Below are 21,974 nucleotides of genomic sequence, written 5' to 3'. Positions count from 1 at the left end.
GCTGGTGGCGGGCCGCCTCGATCAGCGGCAGGCTCGTCTCGACCGCCGCGTTCAGCACGTCGGCCAGGGCGATCAGGGCCGGCTTGAGCTCCACCTGGCCGCGCGTGATACGGGCCACGTCGAGGAGGTCGTCGACGAGGTGCACGAGGTGATCGAGCTGGCGGTCCATGATGTCCTGCACGCGCGTGACGGCGGCCGGATCGGAGCGTGCGCGCCGCATCAGCTGCAGGCCGCTGCGGATCGGCGCCAGCGGATTGCGCAGCTCGTGCGCCAGGGTGGCGAGGAATTCCGTCTTGCGGCGGTCCTGCTCCGCCAGGTCGTCGGCGAGGCGGCGCAGTTCGACCTCGGTGCGGCGGCGCTGCGTGATGTCGGTGAACAGCACGACGACCTTGCTGCTGCCGGCGGGGCCCACGCGCGCCGCGTACACGTCGTACCAGCGGCCGAGCTGCGCGGCCTCGTCGACGAAATGCATCGGCTCCCCCGTGGCCGCGACCTTGCCGTAGACCTCGAACCAGCGCGGCTCGTGGTCCGGCAGCATCGACCGGATCGTGCGCCCGACGGCGCCTTCGAGGCCGGTGGCCTTGACGAACGCCGGATTGACTTCCAGGAAGCGGTAGTCGCAGGGCTTGCCGGCCGGGTCGTACAGCATCTCGATCACGCACACGCCCTCGTCGATCGCCTCGAACAGCGTGCGGTAGCGTTCCTCGCTGGCCTGCAGGCGTTCCTCGGCCTGCTTGCGGACGCTGGCGTCGATCACGACGCCGCGCATCATGCCGCGCGGGCCGGCGCTGCGGTCCAGCTGGCCGCGCGCGAGGACCCAGCGCCAGCCCCCGGCCGGCGTCCGGACGCGGAACGTGGCGTCGTACGGCGCGCCCGTCTCCATGGCGCGTCCGAGCAGGGTTTGCGTGGGCGGCACGTCGTCCGGATGGATCACGGCGAAATACGCAGCCACGTCCACGCCGTCCCCGTCTTCGTGACGCAGGCCGAACATCTCGTTCATGCGCGCGTCGGCGCGGACCCGGCCGCTGGCGATGTCCAGCGACCACACGGCGACTTCGGCGGCGGCGATGATGGCCTCGAGGCGCGCGCGGGTGTCGCGCAGCGCCGCTTCCGCGCGGCGCCGCTCGGCCGCCGTCGCATACGCTTCCAGGAAGAAGCGCGCCTTGGCCTTGAGGATGGGGATCGACACCGGATCGTGCAGCACGGCGAGCGCGCCGGCGTCGTACAGCGACTCCAGCGTGAACGGCGGCGCGGCGGGGATGCCGTGCGCGATCACGGGCGCCTGCGGCAGGGCGGCGCGCAGGCGGCGCAGGCTGTCGAACAATGCCTCGGTGTCGCCGGAATAGCCGGCCAGCACGAGCGCGAAGCCGGGCAGCTCGTCCCCGTGGCGCGCATGCATGAGCGCTTCGTCCAGCGTGCGGGCGCGCACGAGATCGTAGCCCATCTCGGCGGCCACGGCGCCGACGGCGGGATCGGAGACGGCGCGCCCGCACAGGAACAGGACCCGCCCCTGGATCGGCCCGCTCATGCGTCGCTCCCGCGCGCGGCGTGGGCCGGCGCCGGCCAGCGGACGGGCCGGCAAAGGGCCCGATAAGCGGCCCGAAAAGCGGCCCGATAAGCGGGTGCGGTATTTACCGCGGAATGCATGCGCAGGGTGTGGGGATCATCGTGTTGCGACTGTAGAAGTTGCGCGCCCGGCTGTCAACCGTCGGCAGCCGGGCGCCATGCGGCGTGGATCGCCGGTAGGATGGGGCCGCGGCACAGCAAGGAGGACACCATGCAAGCATCGAACGGGAGCGCCGGCTACGACGTGGGCGCCATCATGGGCGGCCTGTACGGCGACGGCATCATCGCCTGCAAGGGCGCCTTCAGCGCCGAATGGGTGGCGCAACTCAAGGACGACATCGAGACCCTGTTCGCCGAGGCGCGCGCCCGTCCCCGCGGCGCCCTCGAGCGCGGCCCCTGCCGCTTCTACGTCGAGGTGCATCCGGAACGGCTGCGCGGGTTCGTCGACCTGGCGACGCATCCGTGGGTCGTCGCCGTGTGCCGGGCCGTGCTCGGGCCGGACTACAAGATCGTGGAAGTGGGGTTCGACATCCCGTTCCCGGGCGCGATGCACCAGCCCTGGCACCGCGACTTCCCGGCGCCGCCCGAGACGCTCGTCGGGCGCCGCCTGAATTCGCTCGCGTTCAACCTCACGACGGTCGACGTGACGGAGGAGGTCGGCCCGTTCGAAATCGCGCCGGGCACGCAGTGGGACGATCTCGCGGGCGGCGACCCGATGTTCCCCGATCCGGCGCTGTACCCGCGCTACGAGGCGCGCGCCCAGCGCAAGCTGCCGCAAGTGGGCGACATCTCGGCCCGATCCGCGCTGACGATCCACCGCGGCACGGCGAACCGCAGCCGCCAGTCGCGGCCCGTGCTCGTGCTCGGGGTCGATGCGCCGGACGGCCGCAACGCCGAGAAGCACGACCTGCAGGTGACGCAGGCCTACTGGGACGCGCTCCCGGCCGCCGTGCGCGAGCACCTGCGCTGCCGCATCGTGCCGGCGCTGGAAAGCATCGAGCAGGCCCACACGATCGAAGGCCTGCGCATGGGGTTGACGGGTTAGCCGGGCCCGACGTCCCTGGGCGGCTTGCCCACCCGGCGCAGCTGGTCCGATTGCTGGTCGAGGTTCACTTCCTCGGCCACGTCGTAGCGGCCGTCCTGGGCATCGTCGTCCGGCAGCAGGTTTTCCGAGCGGTCGTGCGACCGCTGCGCCGGCCCGGGATCGGCGCGCTGGAGGTTGCGGTTCGTGCCGTCCTTGCGTTTGTCCTGCTTGTCCTGCTTGTCCTGCTTGTCCTGCTTGTCCTGTGTCGTCATGCCGTCCTCCTCGAATGGTGTCGCGGCCGATTATGGCGCAGGGGACGGCGGCCGGGCGCACGCTAATTTCCGCCGTCGCGCCGCCCGCCGCGGGCGGGCAGGTTCTTTTCCAGGATCGCCCACAGGATCAGGCCATAGGCCAGCAGCCGGACAAGATAGTGCAGCGGGGAGTCCTCGTTGTCGTCGTACGACAGCGCGGACACGACCCGATGCACGCCCTCGATGCCGAACGACAGCGCGAAATACAGGAAGAACCGGTCGCGCGAACTGCGCCAGAAGCGCAGGAAGCACAGCGCGATGACGAAGGAGGCCATGGCGATGCCGCCGGCAAACAGGTCGTTCAATTCATTGCGCATGTCATTCCTTCTCGTAAATCAGGCCGTACAGCAAAAGAAGTACGGACACGAGTGCGGATACCTGGCGCACGGGGAGGAGGTACACGTCGGGAAACACGACCTTGTCGAGCACCAGGAAAACATTGTTCACAGTCATCGCCACAAACGAGGTGCCGCTCCAGAACAGGAGACGGTGGCCGGTGCGCCGATAGCTGCCCAGCAGCAGCCAGGCGCAGGCAAGCGACGTCAGGGTGCACAGCACATAGATGGTAATCGCCATCATGAGTCCTTTCGCCATTTGAAGGCGTCCGCAAACTGCTGGGCCTTGCGGTCGAGGGAGGAGTGGATCAGGTGGGTCACTTCGACCAGATGGGTCGCGTACAGGTCGGCCACGCGGTCGATGCGCTCGCGCAGCCCGGCGTCCGCCGGGTCATAGCGGTAGCCTTCCGCCCCGGGCTCGGGGCAGGGAACGGCGATGCGGGCCGTGCACAGCTCGGCCAGCAAGTCTTCCGCAGTCTTTTCGCGGACGTACAGCCGACGCGCCAGCGTGTCGCGGCGCCATGCCTGGTTCGGATCCGCGCGCATCAGCAGCAGTGCCTCCAGGAACGGAACCGAAGGGATGCTGGTCAGCACAAAGCGCCGGAGGTCCTCAGGTATGGAGGGGTTATCCATCGCCATCGTGTTTGGACAAATATACTTAGCTTTTTGAAAGCGTAATCTTATAGCATTCCGGACGGAAATGCAGGGAATTGTGTCGAAGCGTGCGCGCGCATGCAATATGGAGACTCCTGAGGAAGGGCAAGCGCGCGTCGGATAAAATGACACACTCTTTGATTTTGTCGAATCATCATGCTTAAGAAGTTGTTCACGCCGGCTCTCGTGCTGGCATCCCTGCTGTCGCTCGGCGCCTGCCACCGCGAATCCCCGCATCGGCCGGACGCCCGTGCCCATGCCGACGCGGGGGCGGCCGTGGCGCGGGGCGGCGGCGCGCCGCGGCCGCAATCCTGCAACGACCATTTCGTCGACGGGGAGGCGCCGCGGATCACGAATCCGAAGCTGGGCAAAGCCACCGAAGCCCTGTGCTTCAACGTCTTCAGCGTGCTGCACTCCGGGATCACGCGCACGCCGCTGTGGTCGGCGGAACACCTGCAGGCGCAAAACATCGCGGCGGCGCAGGAATTGTCGCGCGAAAATTCCTTCCATTCGGAGCCGCGCCTGCAGTCGGACCAGCGCGCCGAACTGTCGGACTACGCGCGCAGCGGCTACGACCGCGGCCATATGGCGCCGAACGGCGACATGCCGGACCGCGACAGCCAGCGCGACAGCTTCAGCCTCGCCAACATCGTGCCGCAGAACGGCGAGAACAACCGCAACCTGTGGGCCGGCATCGAAGGCGCCGTGCGCAGGATGGCAAAGCAGGAGGGCGACCTGTACGTCGTCACCGGGCCGGCCTTCCTCGGCTCGGACCTGCGCAAGATCGGCAACGTGCTCGTGCCGACCCATTTGTATAAACTCGTGTACAGCCCGCGCCAGCGCGCCGGCGCCGCCTGGTTCGTCGAGAACGCGCCGGACGCGAAGGCGAACGTGATCCCGATCCCTGAACTGGAACGCATCATCGGCATCAACCTGCTGCCCGCGCTGACCGACGCCGAGAAGGAGCGCGTGCTGGACCTGCCCGAAATCCACGACAAGCCGCCCCGCAACCGCAACCGCCATTGAGAGGAGAGCCATGAGCAGCAAACCGAATTTCGCACCGTACGCGAACGAGGCCGACGTCGTGGAGATCGGCAACCTGATGCTGGAGAACCGGCTCGACCGGATCACGATCTCGGGCGACGTCGACCTCACGGCCGACAAGGACGGCCTGGCCAGGGCGCGCCAGCTGCACGACCTGCTGGGCCGGATCGTGGCCGGGCTGGAAGGGCGGGACCTGCCGGACCGCCTGCCGCCGCCGGACGTCAAGACGGTGGCGAATCCGTTCGGCTGACCGCACCGCACGCGCCGGCCGGCAAGCCGCGGGCCGGTCGGTGCGCGGACTCACCGAAGTCATCGATAACACGGGCCGCGCGGCCCGTTTTTCGTGGCGGGATACGCATGAGTTGTAAGGGGTCAATGGTGCGCGCAACGCGGCCGCTTTGGAGTACTCTCGACCAGTACCTGCACGAGGATCTCCACGCGGAATACGTCATGCTCGGCGGCGAGCAGGTCGGCGTGGCGCGCTTCGGCAGGGTCGGCAACCCCACACGATGACAGCGGAGGAAACATCATGCGACATACCCTAGTAGCAGTCTTCGACAATCGAAGCGATGCCCGGAACGCCCTGGACGAATTGCTGGCCTCGGGCTTTGCGCGCACCGATGTGAGCATCTCGAGTGCCGATCCCACGGGCCAGTCGAACAGCGTCACCGGCGAGGATGAACGGCTGGCCGGCGAACACGAGGAAGGCTTCGGCGCCTCGCTCAAGCATTTCTTCACGACCCTGTTCGGCTCCGACACGAACGAGCACGCGATGAAGTATTCGTACGCCGTCACGCGCGGCCACCACGTGCTCACCCTGACGACGGACTCGGAGCCGGAAGTGGAGCGCGCGGCGGACATCATCGAGCGCTTCGGTCCCGTCGACATCGACGAACACCATGACGAGTGGACGCGCGGCGCGGCCGCCGCGTCGCCCCCCGCGTCGGCCGGCCTGCAGCAGTCGGGCAGCATGTCGGCGCAGTCCGGCGGCATGGGTTCCGCCAGCGGGTCGACGGCATCGTCGTCCGGTTCGTACCAGGGCACGCCAGCGGGCACGGAGCCGGGTTCGCTGCAGTTCACCGGGCACGACGACCGCAATTTCTTCGGCATGCAGAACATCAACGACCCGGTTCCCAAGGGCCAGACCTACGAAGAGCCGCAGGGCGCCAACGAGCAGTCGGGCGGCTCGATGGACAGCGCCACCGGCGGCAATACCCTGAGCGGCACGCAGAGCTCGGCGCAGAATCCGGCGACGGGTTCGTCGCTCCAGTCGGCGCAGGGCGGCTCGCTGAACCAGAGCGGCTCGACGCTGCAGGGTACGGCGTCGATCCCCGGCTCGGACGACACGTCGCTGGGCGGCACCGCGATGATGGGCAACCGTTCCGGCTCGCTCCAGCGCGATTCGACCCTGAGCGGCTCGCAGCAGCGCGACGTGGGCGCGCGCGGCAACGTGCGCGTGTACTCCCGCGACACGGGCGCGGACAGCACGTACGACGACACGTTCCGCAACGACTGGAACCGGAATTACGCGAGCGGGGGCGGCAGCTACGACGACTACGCGCCGGCCTACCGCTTCGGCAACGAGATGCGCCGCGACGAGAAATACCGCGACCGCGACTGGTCCGACGTCGAGCAGACCCTGCGCAGCGATTGGGAAGCGCGCAATCCGGGCGCCTCGACCTGGGACAAGTTCAAGGCCGCCGTGCGCCACGGCTGGGACCGCTTCAAGCCGGACATGGACGAGGACGACTGGTATCACTCCGACTGGCACGACAATTACTCGAGCCTGGGCGCCGGCTTCGACGAATACGCACCCGCTTACCGCTACGGCACCGAGATGCGCACGAGCACCAGGTACCGCGACCGCTCGTGGGACGAGGTCGAATCCGACCTCAGGAGCGACTGGGACAAGCGCCATCCGGGCGCGTCGACGTGGGACAAGTTCAAGGCCGCCGTGCGCCGCGGCTGGGACAAGATCACGCCGGACATCGACGACGACAGCTATTACCGCAGCCACTGGAACGCGAAGTACTCGAACGCGTCCGACAAGTACGACGACTACCTGCCGGCCTACCGCTACGGCGACGAAGCGCGCCGCCTGCAGAAGTACCGCAGCCGCCACTGGGACGATGCCCAGGCCGACCTCAAGGCCGACTGGGAATCGCGCTACACGAGCGGGACGTCGACGTGGGACAAATTCAAGGACGCCGTGCGCCATGGCTGGAACAAGATTACGCCGGACATGGACGAGTCGACCTACTACCACACGCACTACGAGTCGACCTACGCCGCCTCCGGCACCGACTACGACGACGTGGCGCCGGCCTACCGCTACGGTAACGAAATGCGCAGCAGCGACGCTTACCGCGATCGCGCGTGGGACGACGTCGAGGGCGACCTCAAGAACGACTGGCACAGCAAGTACGGCGCGCACGACGAGCCGTCGGCCTGGGAGCGCATCAAGGCGGCCGTGCGCCACGGCTGGGACAAGATGACGGGCGAGACGGCCGGCACGGACGACGATACCCACTACCGCACCCACTGGTCGGACACGTATTCATCGACCGGCACGAGCTACGACGACACCGCCCCGGCCTACCGCTACGGCGCCCAGATGCGCAATGACGTCCGATACCGCAACCGCGACTGGTCCGACGTCGAAAACGACCTGCGTTCGGATTGGGATGCGCGCTATGGCAAGGACAGCGCGTCGACCTGGGACAAGATGAAGGCGGCCGTGCGGCACGGGTGGGACCGCGCCACGTTGTGACCGCGAGGAGTCGGCTCAGGCCGGCTCGGTCAGCGGCAGGCTGATCCGGTTCCTGCCCATGTGTTTGGCGCGGTACAGCGCGGCGTCGGCGATGGCGACCAGTTCGCTGGCGCTGTTGTCGGGGGCGGCGATGGCGGTGGCCGCGCCGATGGAGACGGTGACGTGCTGTCCGTCCGCCAGGCGGTTCGGGACCTGCAGTTGTTCGACGCGGGTACGGATGCGCTCGGCCACGCTGGCCGCGCCTTTCAGGGACTGGTTCGGCAGGATGACGGCGAATTCCTCGCCGCCGTAGCGCGCCACGAGGTCGTTCGCGCGCATTTCGCTCGCGACGGCCGTGGCGATGCGCTTGAGGCATTCGTCGCCGCCCAGGTGGCCGTTCGCATCGTTATAGGCCTTGAAATTGTCGACGTCCACCATCAGCAGCGAGAGCGGCTGGCGCTGGCGCAGCGCGCGCGCCCATTCGGCGTGCAGGGTCTCGTCGAAGCAGCGGCGGTTGGCCAGGCCGGTCAGGCCGTCGCGCGTGGCCAGTTGTTCGAGGGCGATCTGGGCCAGCTTTTCGTCCGTCATGTCGCGCAGCGTCTCGACGACGGCCGCCAGCCGGCCCCGGTCGTCGTAGATGGGACAGGCGTCGGCCGCGAGATAGCGCCGCCGGCCAAGGCGCGGCATGTCGCACCAGCTCTCGGCCGACAGGTGCGTATCGTCGGCCAGGCCGTGACGCGACTGGATCCGGCCCGCTTCCGCGGCGCGCTCTTCGATCAGCAGGTCGGCGAGGGTAGGGCGGCGGTCTTCGAAAAAGCTGCGCCAGTGCTCGCGCGTGCCGATGATCTCGTGCGCGGGCACGCCCGTCAGGCGTTCGCACGCGCGATTCCACAACATCACGCGGGACGTCGTGTCGAGGACGAAGATGGGAATGGCCAGCGTCTCCATCAGCTGGTGCGAGAAAGCGCGATCAGCAGCGACCGGCGCGCCGGTCGCGCCCGAGGAATCCATGAGGCGCTGTATTGTTGTTGTGCTTGTCATGAGGCGTCCTTCGGTTCTGTCTGTTGAGCAATTACTTGCTGACGAGAACCGATTGTGCGCCCCGGACAATGGCGCCCCCTTGATCTTTAGCAAGAGAGATCAGCGGTGCTTCACCCCGGGTCGAAAGCGTGGGCCGAGACGATCGCGTGGGCGACCCGGTCGACGCGGGTACACAACAAGTCGATGCGCGAGGCCAGCAGCGGATCTTCGAGCGCGTACTGGCGGCGCACCTGCAGCAGCTCGGACTGGATCGCCACCAGCTGCGCGAGCGGATCGAGGCTGCCGCGGCGGGCTTCGGCGCCGCCCGTCAGACGGCCCAGCAGCATGTCGGACTCCGCCAGCGCCTGGTCGGCCTGGCTGCGCGCCTTCTGTTCGCGGCACAGCGCAGCCTCCAGGCGCGCGATCCGGTCTTCGCTGCGCACACGCCGGAACAGCGCGGCGAACAGCACGCCCATCATCACGAGTACCAGAACGCCCGCCTGCATGCGCTCGGGCATGGCGAGCACGCGGGCATGGCCGGCGAACCCGATCCACAGGGTCAGCACCAGCAGGGCCCCGAGGGTGACGCGCAGCGACTGGAGCAGCACGGTTTTCATGACGATCCCTTCGACGAGGACTAGGACGACGCGATTAGGAACTTTCCGTATTCAAAGGTACGACTTTCCGAACGACGCGTTTTTGCTCGTCGTCAATTTTGACGTCTTTACGGCACGTCGCAGCCAAAAGCGGGCCGCTTCTGCGCCCCCGTGCCAACGCGGTATAATGGAAGGTTGACGCGAACTTCCCCGGATTTTTACCGTGACTTACAGCATCAAAGAGATCTTCTATACCCTGCAGGGCGAGGGCGCCCATGCCGGCCGGCCGGCCGTGTTCTGCCGCTTTTCCGGCTGCAACCTGTGGACGGGACGCGAGAGCGACCGCGCCACGGCCGTCTGCCAGTTCTGCGATACCGATTTCGTCGGCACGGACGGCGAACGCGGCGGCAAGTTCAAGGACGCCGCCAGCCTGGCCACGGACATCGCCAGCCTGTGGCCAGACACCTATCCGGCCAGCAAATACGTCGTGTTCACGGGCGGCGAGCCGCTGTTGCAGCTGGACGCCGCGCTGATCGATGCCATGCACGCGGTCGGCTTCACGATCGCCATCGAGACGAACGGCACCTTGCCCGTGCCGGCCGGCGTGGACTGGATCTGCGTGAGCCCCAAGGTGGGCTCGACGCTGGTGGTCGAGCGCGGCAACGAAATCAAGGTCGTCATCCCGCAGGCGGGGCAGGACCTGTCCGCCTATGAGCACCTGGATTTCGAGAATTTCTTCGTCCAGCCGATGGACGGTCCGCTGGCCCGGTTCAACACCCAACTGGCCATCGACACGTGCCGCCGCAATCCCAGGTGGAAGCTCAGCCTCCAGACCCATAAACTCCTGAACATTCCCTGAAGCACACATGCTGACCATTACCCGCAAGCTGGAATTCGACGCCGGCCACCGCATCCCCGACCACAAGAGCCAGTGCCGCAACCTGCACGGCCACCGCTACACGCTGGAAATCACGCTGACCGGCGCCGTCATCGACGTCGAAGGCAACTCCGACAACGGCATGATCATGGATTTCTCGGACATCAAGGCGCTCGCGAAGGAGCACCTCGTCGACGTCTGGGACCATGCCTTCCTCGTCTATGAGAAGGACGAGTCCGTGCGCGGCTTCCTCGCCAGCCTGCCGGGCCACAAGACCGTCGTGATCGACCGCATCCCGACCGTCGAGAACCTCGCGCAGGTGGCGTGGAACATCCTCAAGGCCGTCTACAAGGACCGCTACGGCACCGGGCTGCGCCTGCAAAAGCTCGTGCTGCACGAAACGCCGAACTGCTGGGCCGAAATCACGGATGCCTGACCCGATCGCCATCGCCGACCCGGACGACGCCGCCTGGATGGGCCTGGCGCTGCAGGAAGCGCGCAAGGCCTGGGCGGCGGGCGAGGTGCCCGTGGGCGCCGTCGTCGTGCGCGATGGCGAGGTCGTCGCCGCCGGCTTCAACCAGCCGATCGGCCGCCACGACCCGACGGCGCACGCGGAAATCGTCGCCCTGCGCGCGGCCGCGGAAAAGCTCGGCAATTACCGCCTGCCGGGCTGCGAACTGTACGTCACGCTGGAGCCGTGCGCGATGTGCTCGGGCGCCATGATGCATGCGCGCCTGGCGCGCGTCGTGTATGCCGCCCCGGACCCGAAGACGGGCGTGTGCGGCTCCATCCTCGACCTGTTCGCGCTGGAGCAGTTGAACCACCACACGGACGTCGTCGGCGGCGTGCTGGCCGATGAAGCCAGCGCCATGCTCAAGGCCTTCTTCGCCGAACGCCGCGCCGCCCGGCGCACGCCTCTAGCTGCTGCCGCCGCGCCCGCGTCCACGGACTGACCGGGCGCGCGCCGGCGCGCATCGCTGACGCCACCGCTTTGCCGAAAATGGTATGCTGGTTCCATGCCGCTGCTGCACCACGGCAGGGAGTACATCTTGGATCAACCGCTCAACTTTCGGCACCCCTACCTGATCCGGTCGACCCGGTGCCGGCGACGCCGCCATGCCTAGTCTGAACGCCAACGGGATCCGCATCGCCTTCGACACTGCGGGCGATCCGAAAGCCGTGCCACTGCTGCTGATTTCCGGCCTCGGCCTGCAACTGACGGCCTGGCCCGACGAATTCGTCGAAGGCCTCGTCGAGCTGGGCTTTTACGTGATCCGTTTCGATAATCGCGACAGCGGCCTGTCCACCAAGTTCGAGCATGCCGGCACGCCCAGCCTCACGCTGGCCTGGCTGAAGTCCGTGCTGCGCCTGCCCTCGAGCCCGCCGTACCGCCTGGAAGACATGGCCGACGATGCCATCGGCGTGCTGTCCGCGCTCGGCGTGGCGCGTGCCCATATCGTCGGGATATCGATGGGCGGCATGGTCGGGCAGCTGATGGCGGCGCGGTTCCCGGCGCGCGTCCTCAGCCTCACGTCGATCATGTCCAGCAGCGGCCGCCGCGGCCTGCCGGGCCCGACGCAGGCCGCCCGCCGCGCACTGCTGCGCCGGCCGCGCGGCTGGAACGGCGCCGGCGACATCGACAGCGCCGTCGACTACAACGTCCAGCTGCTGCAGGCCATCGGCAGCCCCGCGTATCCGACGCCGGAAAAACACCTGCGCCGCCGCGTCGCGCGCGCGCTGCGCCGCAACTGCTGTCCCGGTGGCGTCGTGCGCCAGATGCTGGCCGTCACGGCCTGCGGCGACCGCACCCCGCAACTGCAGACGATCGCCGCGCCCACGCTCGTGATCCACGGCGCGGCCGATCCGCTCGTGCCGCCGGCCTGCGGCGTCGACACCGCGCAGGCCATCCCCGGCGCCCGCCTCGAGGTCATCGAAGGCATGGGCCACGACCTGCCGGCCCAGCTGCTGGAACGGCTCCTCGCCTTGATCGACGCCCACGCGCACGGTAAGATGGCGCCCGACTCGACTCCAAGGCTCTTCGTCAAACAGTGACTATTTCCAAGCTGGGCATCGCCCTCGTCGCGCCGGGCGGCTGCGCCCCCGAGCCGGACGCCATCCCGCGCGGCATCGCGCGCCTCGAAGCCCACGGCATCCTGGTCCACAATTACTACAAGCACGAAGAGCGGCACCAGCGCTTCGGCGCGACAGACGCCGAGCGCCTCGCCCAGCTGGAGGCGGCCGCCGCCGACCCGGACGTGCAGGTCGTGATGGCCATCCGCGGCCAGTACGGCATGACCCGGCTGCTGGCGGACATCGACTTCGAACGCATGGCCGCGAGCGGCAAGATCTTCGTCGGCTACTCCGACATGACCGCCTTCCAGATGGGGTTGTACGCCAGGACGGGCGCGCCCAGTTATGCCGGACCGATGTTCGCCGGCGACTTCGGCGCCCAGGACCCCGTCGCCTTCACGCTGGACGATTTCTGGCACTGCCTGGCCGGCCCCACGCACACCGTGTCCGGGCACGGTGCCGCGAATCCGCGCCTGGACGTCACCGGCACGGTGTGGGGCGGCAATCTCGCGATGGTCATGTCGGTGGCGGGCACGCCGTACTTTCCGCGGATCGACGGCGGCATCCTGTTCCTGGAAGACATCGCCGAGCATCCCTACCGCGTCGAACGCATGCTGCTGCAACTGATGCACACGGGCGTCCTCGCGCGCCAGCGCGCCGTCGTGCTGGGCGATTTCTCCGGCTACCGGCTGGCGCCCGCGGACAACGGTTACAACTTCGACGAGATGCTCGCCCATGTGCGCGCCACGTTGCCCGTGCCCGTGCTGACGGGGCTGGAGTTCGGCCACATCCCGCGCCGCGTGACGATTCCGTTCGGCGCCCAGGGCCGCCTGCTGTGCGACGGCGGACAGTGGAAGCTGACCATGTCCGCCTACCCGACACTGCAGCGTGCCTGACGCAGGCCACCCCCGCAGTGGTAAAATGCGCGGTTAATCGAAAACACACGCAATAAGGTTTCCCAGTGCTCAGTACAGCCAACATCACGATGCAGTTCGGCGCCAAGCCGCTGTTCGAAAATATTTCCGTCAAGTTCGGCGACGGCAACCGTTACGGCCTCATCGGCGCGAACGGTTGCGGCAAGTCGACCTTCATGAAGATCCTCGGCGGCGACCTCGAGCCGTCCGGCGGCAACGTCAGCCTCGATACGAACGAGCGCCTCGGCAAGCTCCGCCAGGACCAGTTCGCATACGAGGACGTGCGCGTGCTCGACGTCGTCATGATGGGCCACACGGAATTGTGGAACGCCATCCGCGAGCGCGACGCCATCTACGCCAATCCGGAAGCGACCGACGACGACTACATGAAAGCGGCCGAACTGGAAGGCAAGGTCGCCGAGTACGACGGCTATTCGGCCGAAGCGCGCGCCGGCGAGCTGCTGCTGGGCCTGGGCATCGGCACCGACCTGCACCAGGGCCCGATGAGCGCCGTCGCGCCGGGCTGGAAGCTGCGCGTGCTGCTGGCGCAGGCCCTGTTCTCGGATCCGGACATCCTGCTGCTGGACGAGCCGACCAACAACCTGGACATCCACACGATCAGCTGGCTGGCGGACATGCTGAACCAGCGTAACTCGACGATGATCATCATCTCGCACGATCGCCACTTCCTGAATTCGGTCTGCACCCACGTCGCCGACATGGACTACGGCACGCTGAAGGTCTACCCGGGCAATTACGACGACTACATGGAAGCGTCGACGCAGGCCCGCAACCAGCAGCTGGCCAACAACGCCAAGGCCAAGGAAAAGGTCGCCGAGTTGCAGGACTTCGTGCGCCGCTTCTCCGCCAACAAGTCGAAGGCCCGCCAGGCGACGTCGCGCGCCAAGCAGATCGAGAAGATCAAGATCGAGGAATTCAAGCCGTCGTCGCGCGCCTATCCGTTCGTGCGCTTCGAAGGCGAGAAGAAGCTGCACCGCCTGGCCGTCGAGACGGAAGGCCTGTCGAAATCCTACGACCGTCAGCTGTTCAAGAATTTCTCGATCATGGTCGAGGCAGGCGAACGCATCGCGATCATCGGCGCCAACGGTGCCGGCAAGACGACCTTGCTGCGCTCGATCGGCAGCGCCCCGATCACCGGTCTCGACGCCGACACCGGCCGCGTGAAATGGGCCGAGAACGCGAACCCGGGCTATATGCCGCAGGATCCGACCGAGGAATTCGCCACCGACCTGAACCTCACCGACTGGATGGGCCAGTGGACGAAGGAAGGCGACGACGACCAGGCCGTACGTTCGATCCTGGGGCGCCTGCTGTTCGGCGGCGACGAGGTCAAGAAGTCGGTGCGCGTGCTGTCCGGCGGCGAGAAGGGCCGCATGATGTACGGCAAGCTGATGCTGGGCCGCCACAACGTGCTGCTGCTCGACGAGCCGACCAACCACATGGACATGGAATCGATCGAGTCGCTGAACATCGCGCTGGACAAGTATGCCGGCACGCTGATCTTCGTTTCGCACGACCGCGAATTCGTGTCGTCGCTGGCGACCCGCATCCTCGAGATCAAGGAAGATGGCGTGATCGACTTCCAGGGCAATTACGAGGATTACCTCAAGAGCCAGGGCCTGGATTGATACGCCAGCGCGCTTGATCGGTGGGCACGGGGTGCCCGCCCTACGTGTCGCGTGCCGTAGGGTGGGCGCCCCGTGCCCACGTTTGTTTCGGAGAGTAGAATCTAGTCATGAATACTATTGCCCCCGTTAAAGTCTTCGAATACGACCGCCCGGTCGGCGGCGTCTGTTCCACCGCCGAGGCCTGGGCCCGCACCCCGTCGCCGCTCGAAGTCGCGGAAAAGACCGCGCTGAAGGACCGCATCCGCCGCCTGCTCAAGGAGCGTGAAGCCGTCCTCGTCGCACACTATTACGTCGATGCCGACCTGCAGGACCTGGCCGAGGAAACGGGCGGCTGCGTGTCGGACTCGCTGGAGATGGCGCGCTTCGGCCGCGACCACCCGGCCAGGACGCTCGTCGTGGCCGGCGTGCGCTTCATGGGCGAAACGGCGAAGATCCTGAGCCCGGAAAAGACGATCCTGATGCCGGACCTGGACGCGACCTGCTCGCTGGACCTCGGCTGTCCGGCCGACGAGTTCGCCGCGTTCTGCGACCAGCATCCGGACCGCACGGTCGTCGTCTACGCGAACACGTCCGCGGCCGTGAAGGCGCGCGCGGACTGGATGGTCACGTCGTCGATCGGCCTGGACATCGTCAAGTCCCTGCACGAGCAGGGCAAGAAGATCCTGTGGGCGCCGGACCGCCACCTGGGTTCGTACATCCAGAAGCAGACGGGCGCCGACATGCTGCTGTGGCAGGGCTCCTGTCTCGTGCACGACGAATTCAAGGGCGTCGAGCTGGACCTGCTGCGCGCCGAGTACCCGCACGCGAAAGTGCTCGTGCACCCCGAGTCCCCGGCCAACGTCGTCGCCCAGGCCGACGTCGTCGGCTCGACCACGCAGCTGATCAATGCGGCACAGACGATGGACGCGACGCACTTCATCGTCGCCACCGACAACGGCATCCTGCACAAGATGCGCATGGCCGCGCCCGGCAAGACGCTGATCGAAGCGCCGACGGCCGGCAACAGCGCCACCTGCAAGAGCTGTGCGCACTGCCCGTGGATGGCAATGAACGGCCTGCAGAACCTGGCCGACGTCCTGGAAGCGACGGACGGCAGGAACGAGATCTTCGTCGATCCGGAAACCGGCAGGCAGGCCAGGCGCGCGATCGACCGCATGCTCGACTTCGCCGCCGCCAAGAAGGCGAAGGCCCTGCCGACCGGTGCGCTGGAACAGGAAGCCAAACTTTTCAACGGGATCGGACCTGCATGAGCACACTGCGCAATCCATACGCCGACGAAGGCCGGTTCGACGAGAAACTGCAGGCCGCGTTCGAACAGAACCTGCTGGCCGCGCTGCTGGAAGACGTCGGCAGCGGCGACCTCACCGGCAAGCTCGTGCCGGAAGAACCTCGCGCGCAGGCGCGCGTGCTCGTGCGCGAGCAGGCTGTCCTGTGCGGCGCGCCCTGGTTCGAGGGCATCATGCTGGCCGTCGACCAGGACATCGAGATCGACTGGCGCTACGCCGAAGGCGATGTGATGGCGGCCGACAGCATCGTCTGCACGATGACGGGTTCGCCGCGTTCGCTGCTGACGGCGGAGCGCGCGGCGCTGAACTTCCTGCAGCTGCTGTCCGGCGTCGCGACGGCCACGCGTACCTATGTGGACGTCGTCGCCGGCACGAAAGCCAGGATCCTCGACACGCGCAAGACGCTGCCGGGCCTGCGTCTCGCGCAGAAATACGCGGTGCGTGTCGGCGGCGGCGCGAACCAGCGCATGGCGCTGTACGACGGCATCCTGATCAAGGAAAACCACATCGCGGCCGCGGGCGGCATCACGCCGGCGCTGCGGGCGGCCGCCGCGCTGGATGCGGGCGTGTCGATCCAGGTCGAGGTCGAGTCTATCGCCGAGCTGGAGGAGGCGCTCGTCGCGGGCGCCAAATCCGTGCTGCTCGACAATTTCGACCTGGGCATGATGCGTGACGCGGTCCGCATCAACGCAGGGCGCGCGCTGCTGGAAGCGTCCGGCGGCATCAACCTGGAGACGGTGCGGGCGATCGCGGAGACGGGCGTCGACCGCATTTCGATCGGCAGCCTCACGAAGGATGTGAAGGCAACCGATTACTCGCTGCGGATCGTCGGCTGAGCGTCTCACGCTGCACGAAAATTCCGTCGTTCCCGCGCAGGTGGGAGCCCAATTTCCCGTGATGCGCCACAGAAATTAGGCTCCCGCCTGCGCGGGAGCGACGGTTGGTTCTTGATCCGTCGCCAAAATCACGCTCGTGGCTGCGCGCAAGCGACGGGTAGTTCATGATCCGTCGCCAAAATCACGCTCGTGCCTACGCGGGAGCGACCGCACGGTTGCGTCACGTTCCTTGCGTTCCACTCGCGCTGGCCAACTCACGCCGCATTAAAACACCGTCATTCCCGCGCAGGCGGGAACCCAATTTTCCGTGATGCACCACAGAAATTAAGCTCGCGCCTGCGCGGGAGCGCGAGTATTTCATGATGCGTCACCGAAATCACGCTCCCGCCTGCGCGCGAACGACGGTCATTGTGCGTCTTGCTCCTTACGTCCCGCTCTCGCTGGCCCTCGCCAGCGCCTCCGCCTGCGGATTGCGCCGATAGACGGATTCCCCCACCCGCGCCGCGATCCCGTCGACGGCCGCCAGCACCTTGTCCGGATGCGCGTAATGCGTCATGTGGCCGACACCCGGCTGCAGTTGCAGCTCGCTGTCCGGCAGGCGCTCGTCCAGGCGCTCGGAGTTGTGGCTGAAATCGACGATCTTGTCCTGCGTGCCGGCCATGATCACCGCCGGCACCTTCAGTTCCGGATAGCGCTTGGCCAGCGCGACCGCCGCCGGCACCATCATCACGGTCTCGGCGGCGCTGGCGCGCAGCTGGCTCGGCCGCAGCAGCATCCACACCGGCAATTCGCGGAAACGCGCGTCGACCGCTTGCGGCGAGAACACCCGTTTCGTCAGCGGCCGCCACAGCATGCGCGTGATGAGCGGCGACACGGTGTAGCGCATGAGGTCGCCAACGAGCGGGATCGCGGGACCGGACAGCAGCGGCACGTCCGCGCGCAGGCTCGGGTAGTAATAGCCCGACAGCAGGACGAGGCCGCGCACGAAGTCCGGCACCTCCAGCGCCATCGACAGCGCGACCAGCGTCCCCCACGAGTGCCCGAGGACGATGGCCGAATCGACGCCGATTTCCTGGAGCGCGTGATGCAGCAGGCGCGCCTGGGCCTGCGGCGTCCACACCTTGCCGCGCGGCCGTTCGCTGTAGCCGAAGCCCGGACGGTCGAACGCGATCACGCGGTAGTGCTCGGCCGCCTTGTCCATCAGGCCACTGGTCTGGAAATCGCTGGCCAGTACGCCATTCCCATGCAGCAGCACGAGTACGGGGCCGCTGCCGCGCTCCACATAGTGCAGGCGCACGCCGTCGGCTTTCACGAAACGGCCCTGGGGCGGATTCTCCGCTTCGGCCTGCTTCGTTTTGGAACGTACATAAAAATAGGATGCCGCAAGGCCAAGGCCGGCCAGCATGGCGCCGGCCTGCCAGGGCTTGATCGGCGTGCTGCGCAAAGTTGTCGTCACAGTATTCCCCCGTCGAGTGGTATGGATGGTGTGTCTCTTCCAGTGTGTTCCGAACCCTTGGTGAGCAGTTCCAGCGCAAGCGGCAGCACGCGCTCGGCCGTTTCCTCGATCTTGATGTCGAGCAGGTCATCGGCGCGCGTGCGGCCGAGGTTGATGGCGGCGATCGGTTTGCCCGCGGCGTGGGCCATGCGGCAGAAGCGGAAGCCCGAGTAGACCATCAGCGACGATCCCACGACGAGCAGCGCATCGGCGCGCTCCATCTGTGCGAGCGCGATGGCCGCGCGTGCCGGCGGGACGTTATCGCCAAAGAACACGACATTCGGCATCAAGGTGCCCCCGCAGCACGTACAGTAAGGCAGGCGAAAATCGGCCAGCGCCGCCGGCTCGACGGACGCATCGCCGTCCGGCAGCGGCGTCGCGTCCGCGCCGGCCATCTGCGGATTGAATTCTTCCAGCTGTCCCTGCACGAACGCGCGCGGGAACACCGCCGAACAGTCAAGGCACATGACCGTGTGGATATTGCCGTGCAATTCCAGCACGCCGTGACTGCCGGCCTGGCCGTGCAGGCCGTCGACGTTCTGCGTCAGCACGGAACCGATCCGTGCCAGCTGCTCCAGCCCGGCGATCGCCCGGTGGCCGTGATTGGGCCGGGCCTGCGCGAGCACGGGCCAGCCGATCATGCTGCGCGCCCAGTAGCGCCGCTGCACGGCGTCGGATTTGCGGAAATCCGGACCGTGGATGGGCGGCTTGCCGCGCCGGGCGCCGTCGCGGTCGCGGTAATCGGGAATGCCGGATGCGGTCGACAGCCCCGCGCCCGTCAGCACGAGGGCGCGCGGATGCCGGTCGAGAAATGCGGCGATCCGCGCCGCGTAGTCGTGGATGGTGAATGCTTCGGCCATCGATGTGCTCCTTCCGCATGGGATCGTAACATTACCGATGCCCCGACGAAAACACGATTCCCGCCGCCATCGCCGCGGCCACGTATCAACGCTTGGCGGACACGACGATGCCGCCGACGATCAGCAGGAATGCGAGCACGTGATACGCATGCGGCAGCTCGCCCAGGAAAGCTGACGACAGCAGCGCCGTGAACAGCGGCGTCAGGTTGACGAAGAACGCGCCGATGCCGGGTCCGGCGCGGCGGATGCCGGCGCCCCACAGCGCGAACGCCAGCACGGCCGGACCCACGGCGACGAACAGCAGCGCGGCCGCGACGGGCCAGCTCCACGCGATGGCGTGCGCGCCCAGTCCCCATTCGGCGCCGGCAAAGGCGCCCGACCACAGCAGGCCGAAGCCGACCTGCGTGCCGAGGAACGCCGCCCAGTCGGCGCGGAGCAGCGGCTCGTCCTGCGGTTGCAGCAGCATCCAGCTGTAGAACGACCACGCGATCGTCGCGAGGATCATGTACAGGTCGCCGGCGACGAGGCGCAGGGCCAGCAACTGACCGACGTCGCCGCGGCACAGGACGACGAGCACGCCGGCGATCGACAGCAATGCCCCCGCGACCTGGCGCGTCCGCACGGCCATGCCGTAGAACAGCCGGCCGACGAGCATCATCCAGACAGGCATCCCGGACGCGACGAGGGTCACGTTGATGGGCGTCGAGCTTTGCAGCGCCAGGTATTGCAGCGAGTTGTACATGCCGATGCCGAGCAGGCCCAGCAAGGCATACCGGCGCCAGCGGACCCGGATGCCGGCCAGTACGCCGGCCTGGCGCAAGGTTTCCCAGCCCAGCGGCAGCAGCACCGCCAGCGCGATCGTCCAGCGCAGCAGGTTCAGCGTCATCGGCGGGACGGCCGTACGCACGAGCCGTCCGACGATGGCGTTGCCGGCCCACAGCAGCGGCGGGACGGTCAGCAACAGGGCGGTGGACGGCGTCAGCTTCTGGTTCATCAACCCGGTCAGCGGCGGCGCGGCGTCAGCACGCTGGGCAGGGCCTTGGGCAGCGTGTCCGGATAATCGCGGGAATAATGCAGGCCCCGGCTCTCGCGGCGCGACAGCGCGCTGCGCACGATCAGCTCCGCCACTTCGACGAGGTTGCGCAGCTCCAGCAGGTCGTTCGAGACGCGGAAATTGCGGTAGTACTCGTCGATCTCTTCCTTCAGCAGCTTGATGCGGTGCTTCGCGCGTTCCAGGCGCTTGGTCGTGCGCACGATGCCGACGTAGTTCCACATGAAGCGGCGCAGCTCGTCCCAGTTGTGGGCGATGACCACTTCCTCGTCCGCGTTCGTCACGCGGCTCTCGTCCCACGCGGGCAGCGGCGGCAGGTCGACGGGCGGCGCCGCGGCGATCTGGTGCGCGCAGGCGCGGCCCACGACGAGGCATTCCAGCAGCGAATTGCTGGCCAGGCGGTTGGCGCCGTGCAGGCCCGTGTACGCCGTCTCGCCGACCGCATACAGGCCCGGGATGTCGGTGCGGCCCGCCATGTCCGTCACGACGCCGCCGCACGTGAAGTGCACGGCCGGCACGACGGGGATCGGTTCCTTCGTGATGTCGATGCCGAGTTCGAGGCAGCGCGCGTAGATCGTCGGGAAGTGTTCCTTGATGAATTCCGGGCTCTGGTGCGTGATGTCGAGGTGCACGTAGTCGAGGCCGCGCTTCTTCATCTCGAAGTCGATGGCGCGCGCCACGACGTCGCGCGGGGCCAGCTCGCCCCGTTCGTCGTGCGCCGGCATGAAGCGGGTGCCGGCCGCCGGGCCCGCCTCGGGCGGCAGCTTGAGCAGGCCGCCTTCGCCGCGCACGGCTTCGGTGATCAGGAACGATTTCGCGAACGGGTGGTACAGGCAGGTCGGGTGGAACTGGATGAATTCCATGTTCGACACGCGGCAGCCGGCACGCCAGGCCATCGCGATGCCGTCGCCGGTCGCCGTGTCGGGATTCGTCGTGTACAGGTAGACCTTGCCGGCGCCGCCCGTGGCCAGCACCGTGTGTTCCGCTTCGCAGGTCAGCACCTTGCCGCTTTTTTCGTCCTGCACGTACAGGCCGTGGCAGCGCGGCTGGCCGACGAGGGCCGGGCCCGCGTGGACGCCGCCCGGCTGCAGCTTGTCCGACGTGATCACGTCGATCGCGCAATGGTGTTCGAACAGGGTGATGTTCGGATGCGCGCGCACCTTCTGTTCCAGGGTCACCTGCACGGCGTGGCCGGTGGCGTCGGCCGCGTGGATGATGCGGCGCTGGCTGTGGCCGCCTTCGCGGGTCAGGTGGAAGCCCAGTTCCGCGGTCTCGTCGCGGGTAAAGGGCACGCCTTGTTCGATCAGCCACTCGATCGCTTCGCGACCGTGCTCGACGATGTAGCGGGTGGCCGCTTCGTCGCACAGGCCCGCGCCGGCGACGAGCGTGTCGGCGATATGCTGGTCATGGCTGTCGCCGGAATCCAGCACGGCGGCGATGCCGCCCTGGGCCCAGTTGCTGGCGCCGTCGAGCAGTTCGCGCTTGGAGATGATGGCGACCTTGCGGGTCTGCGCCAAATGAAGGGCGACCGACAGGCCGGCCAGGCCGCTGCCGACGATGGCTACGTCAAATTTCATCGCGTTCTCTTGGTTTTTCTTTTGTACAGAGGCATCACTATAGACGATTTGGCGTGGACA

24 protein-coding genes are annotated in these 21,974 nt (G+C 67.4%); 12 read left to right on the top strand and 12 right to left on the bottom strand.

Annotated features, from left to right (window positions below; translation table 11 throughout):
• Positions 1 to 1,528 (bottom strand): PAS domain-containing sensor histidine kinase (locus ASC93_RS20725; protein ID WP_229412816.1); only part of this gene is annotated, 1,528 nt, incomplete at its 3' end.
• 249 nt (positions 1,529 to 1,777) lie between these two features.
• Here ASC93_RS20725 and ASC93_RS20720 point away from each other — a divergent pair.
• Positions 1,778 to 2,611 carry a phytanoyl-CoA dioxygenase family protein gene (locus ASC93_RS20720; RefSeq protein WP_056446818.1) on the top strand — a complete coding sequence of 278 codons (834 nt, stop codon included), beginning with the start codon at positions 1,778 to 1,780 and terminating at the stop codon, positions 2,609 to 2,611.
• Here ASC93_RS20720 and ASC93_RS20715 read toward each other — a convergent pair.
• From ASC93_RS20715 to ASC93_RS20700, 4 genes are all read right to left on the bottom strand, one after another.
• Positions 2,608 to 2,862: a hypothetical protein gene (locus tag ASC93_RS20715; RefSeq protein ID WP_056446808.1), complete on the bottom strand. Its 255-nt coding sequence runs from the start codon at positions 2,860 to 2,862 to the stop codon at positions 2,608 to 2,610. The genes ASC93_RS20720 and ASC93_RS20715 overlap by 4 nt on opposite strands.
• A 62-nt stretch (positions 2,863 to 2,924) precedes the next feature.
• Complete coding sequence (locus tag ASC93_RS20710) at positions 2,925 to 3,218, bottom strand: DUF5985 family protein (protein ID WP_056446806.1); 294 nt, start codon at positions 3,216 to 3,218, stop codon at positions 2,925 to 2,927.
• Position 3,219: 1 nt separating this feature from the next.
• The gene (locus tag ASC93_RS20705; protein ID WP_229412815.1) at positions 3,220 to 3,480 is read right to left on the bottom strand and encodes a DUF5985 family protein; all 261 of its coding nucleotides are present in this window, start codon (positions 3,478 to 3,480) and stop codon (positions 3,220 to 3,222) included.
• Entirely contained in the window at positions 3,477 to 3,869 is a 393-nt protein-coding gene (locus ASC93_RS20700; protein WP_056446801.1) for a hypothetical protein, read from the bottom strand. Before ASC93_RS20700 ends, ASC93_RS20705 begins: the two co-directional genes overlap by 4 nt.
• Positions 3,870 to 4,046: 177 nt before the next feature.
• Between ASC93_RS20700 and ASC93_RS20695 the strand changes: the two genes are divergently transcribed.
• Positions 4,047 to 4,916 (top strand): DNA/RNA non-specific endonuclease, encoded by an 870-nt coding sequence (locus ASC93_RS20695; RefSeq protein WP_082548208.1) that lies wholly within the window; start codon positions 4,047 to 4,049, stop codon positions 4,914 to 4,916.
• A gap of 10 nt (positions 4,917 to 4,926) precedes the next feature.
• Positions 4,927 to 5,184 (top strand): hypothetical protein, encoded by a 258-nt coding sequence (locus ASC93_RS20690; protein ID WP_056446798.1) that lies wholly within the window; start codon positions 4,927 to 4,929, stop codon positions 5,182 to 5,184.
• Positions 5,185 to 5,306: 122 nt separating this feature from the next.
• On the opposite strand, the gene ASC93_RS31010 is transcribed toward ASC93_RS20690, so the two are convergent.
• Positions 5,307 to 5,465 carry a hypothetical protein gene (locus ASC93_RS31010; protein WP_157202044.1) on the bottom strand — a complete coding sequence of 53 codons (159 nt, stop codon included), beginning with the start codon at positions 5,463 to 5,465 and terminating at the stop codon, positions 5,307 to 5,309.
• Here ASC93_RS31010 and ASC93_RS20685 point away from each other — a divergent pair.
• Positions 5,464 to 7,704, top strand: coding sequence for a general stress protein (locus ASC93_RS20685; protein ID WP_157202043.1), 2,241 nt, complete (start codon positions 5,464 to 5,466; stop codon positions 7,702 to 7,704). The genes ASC93_RS31010 and ASC93_RS20685 overlap by 2 nt on opposite strands.
• A gap of 15 nt (positions 7,705 to 7,719) precedes the next feature.
• On the opposite strand, the gene ASC93_RS20680 is transcribed toward ASC93_RS20685, so the two are convergent.
• Together ASC93_RS20680 and ASC93_RS20675 are read right to left on the bottom strand one after the other, a co-directional pair.
• Positions 7,720 to 8,694 carry a diguanylate cyclase gene (locus ASC93_RS20680; RefSeq protein WP_056446791.1) on the bottom strand — a complete coding sequence of 325 codons (975 nt, stop codon included), beginning with the start codon at positions 8,692 to 8,694 and terminating at the stop codon, positions 7,720 to 7,722.
• A gap of 140 nt (positions 8,695 to 8,834) precedes the next feature.
• On the bottom strand, positions 8,835 to 9,320 hold the full coding sequence (locus tag ASC93_RS20675) for a hypothetical protein (protein ID WP_056446787.1): 486 nt from the start codon (positions 9,318 to 9,320) through the stop codon (positions 8,835 to 8,837).
• 202 nt (positions 9,321 to 9,522) lie between these two features.
• On the opposite strand from ASC93_RS20675, the gene queE reads away from it, so the two are divergent.
• The 8 genes from queE (at position 9,523) to nadC (ending at position 16,931) form a co-directional block, all read left to right on the top strand.
• The gene (gene queE, locus ASC93_RS20670; protein WP_056446784.1) at positions 9,523 to 10,158 is read left to right on the top strand and encodes a 7-carboxy-7-deazaguanine synthase; all 636 of its coding nucleotides are present in this window, start codon (positions 9,523 to 9,525) and stop codon (positions 10,156 to 10,158) included.
• 7 nt (positions 10,159 to 10,165) lie between these two features.
• Complete coding sequence (gene queD, locus ASC93_RS20665; protein ID WP_056446781.1) at positions 10,166 to 10,612, top strand: 6-carboxytetrahydropterin synthase QueD; 447 nt, start codon at positions 10,166 to 10,168, stop codon at positions 10,610 to 10,612.
• A complete protein-coding gene (gene tadA / locus ASC93_RS20660) occupies positions 10,605 to 11,129 on the top strand; it encodes a tRNA adenosine(34) deaminase TadA (protein WP_056446778.1) in 525 nt (174 codons plus the stop codon). Before queD ends, tadA begins: the two co-directional genes overlap by 8 nt.
• A 163-nt stretch (positions 11,130 to 11,292) precedes the next feature.
• Positions 11,293 to 12,228 carry an alpha/beta fold hydrolase gene (locus ASC93_RS20655; protein ID WP_056446776.1) on the top strand — a complete coding sequence of 312 codons (936 nt, stop codon included), beginning with the start codon at positions 11,293 to 11,295 and terminating at the stop codon, positions 12,226 to 12,228.
• Positions 12,225 to 13,142 (top strand): muramoyltetrapeptide carboxypeptidase, encoded by a 918-nt coding sequence (ldcA, locus tag ASC93_RS20650; RefSeq protein WP_056446774.1) that lies wholly within the window; start codon positions 12,225 to 12,227, stop codon positions 13,140 to 13,142. The genes ASC93_RS20655 and ldcA overlap by 4 nt, the downstream gene beginning before the upstream one ends.
• 65 nt (positions 13,143 to 13,207) lie before the next feature.
• Entirely contained in the window at positions 13,208 to 14,809 is a 1,602-nt protein-coding gene (locus tag ASC93_RS20645) for an ABC-F family ATPase (RefSeq protein ID WP_082548207.1), read from the top strand.
• A gap of 107 nt (positions 14,810 to 14,916) precedes the next feature.
• Positions 14,917 to 16,059 carry a quinolinate synthase NadA gene (nadA, locus tag ASC93_RS20640; protein ID WP_056446769.1) on the top strand — a complete coding sequence of 381 codons (1,143 nt, stop codon included), beginning with the start codon at positions 14,917 to 14,919 and terminating at the stop codon, positions 16,057 to 16,059.
• Complete coding sequence (gene nadC, locus ASC93_RS20635) at positions 16,056 to 16,931, top strand: carboxylating nicotinate-nucleotide diphosphorylase (protein WP_056446766.1); 876 nt, start codon at positions 16,056 to 16,058, stop codon at positions 16,929 to 16,931. Before nadA ends, nadC begins: the two co-directional genes overlap by 4 nt.
• Before the next feature lie 424 nt (positions 16,932 to 17,355).
• On the opposite strand, the gene ASC93_RS20630 is transcribed toward nadC, so the two are convergent.
• The 4 genes from ASC93_RS20630 to nadB all read right to left on the bottom strand — a co-directional run bounded on the left by ASC93_RS20630 (position 17,356) and on the right by nadB (position 21,962).
• Positions 17,356 to 18,387 carry an alpha/beta fold hydrolase gene (locus ASC93_RS20630; protein WP_056446763.1) on the bottom strand — a complete coding sequence of 344 codons (1,032 nt, stop codon included), beginning with the start codon at positions 18,385 to 18,387 and terminating at the stop codon, positions 17,356 to 17,358.
• The gene (locus ASC93_RS20625; protein WP_056446760.1) at positions 18,384 to 19,286 is read right to left on the bottom strand and encodes an NAD-dependent protein deacetylase; all 903 of its coding nucleotides are present in this window, start codon (positions 19,284 to 19,286) and stop codon (positions 18,384 to 18,386) included. The genes ASC93_RS20630 and ASC93_RS20625 overlap by 4 nt, the downstream gene beginning before the upstream one ends.
• Positions 19,287 to 19,371: 85 nt before the next feature.
• Positions 19,372 to 20,280 (bottom strand): DMT family transporter, encoded by a 909-nt coding sequence (locus ASC93_RS20620; RefSeq protein ID WP_056446757.1) that lies wholly within the window; start codon positions 20,278 to 20,280, stop codon positions 19,372 to 19,374.
• Positions 20,281 to 20,288: 8 nt separating this feature from the next.
• A complete protein-coding gene (gene nadB / locus ASC93_RS20615) occupies positions 20,289 to 21,962 on the bottom strand; it encodes an L-aspartate oxidase (protein ID WP_267874966.1) in 1,674 nt (557 codons plus the stop codon).
• Between the last annotated feature and the right edge of the window lie 12 nt (positions 21,963 to 21,974).

Source organism: Massilia sp. Root335, from assembly GCF_001425685.1.
GTDB lineage: Bacteria > Pseudomonadota > Gammaproteobacteria > Burkholderiales > Burkholderiaceae_D > Telluria > Telluria luteola.
This window is presented reverse-complemented; position numbering and strand designations above follow the sequence as displayed.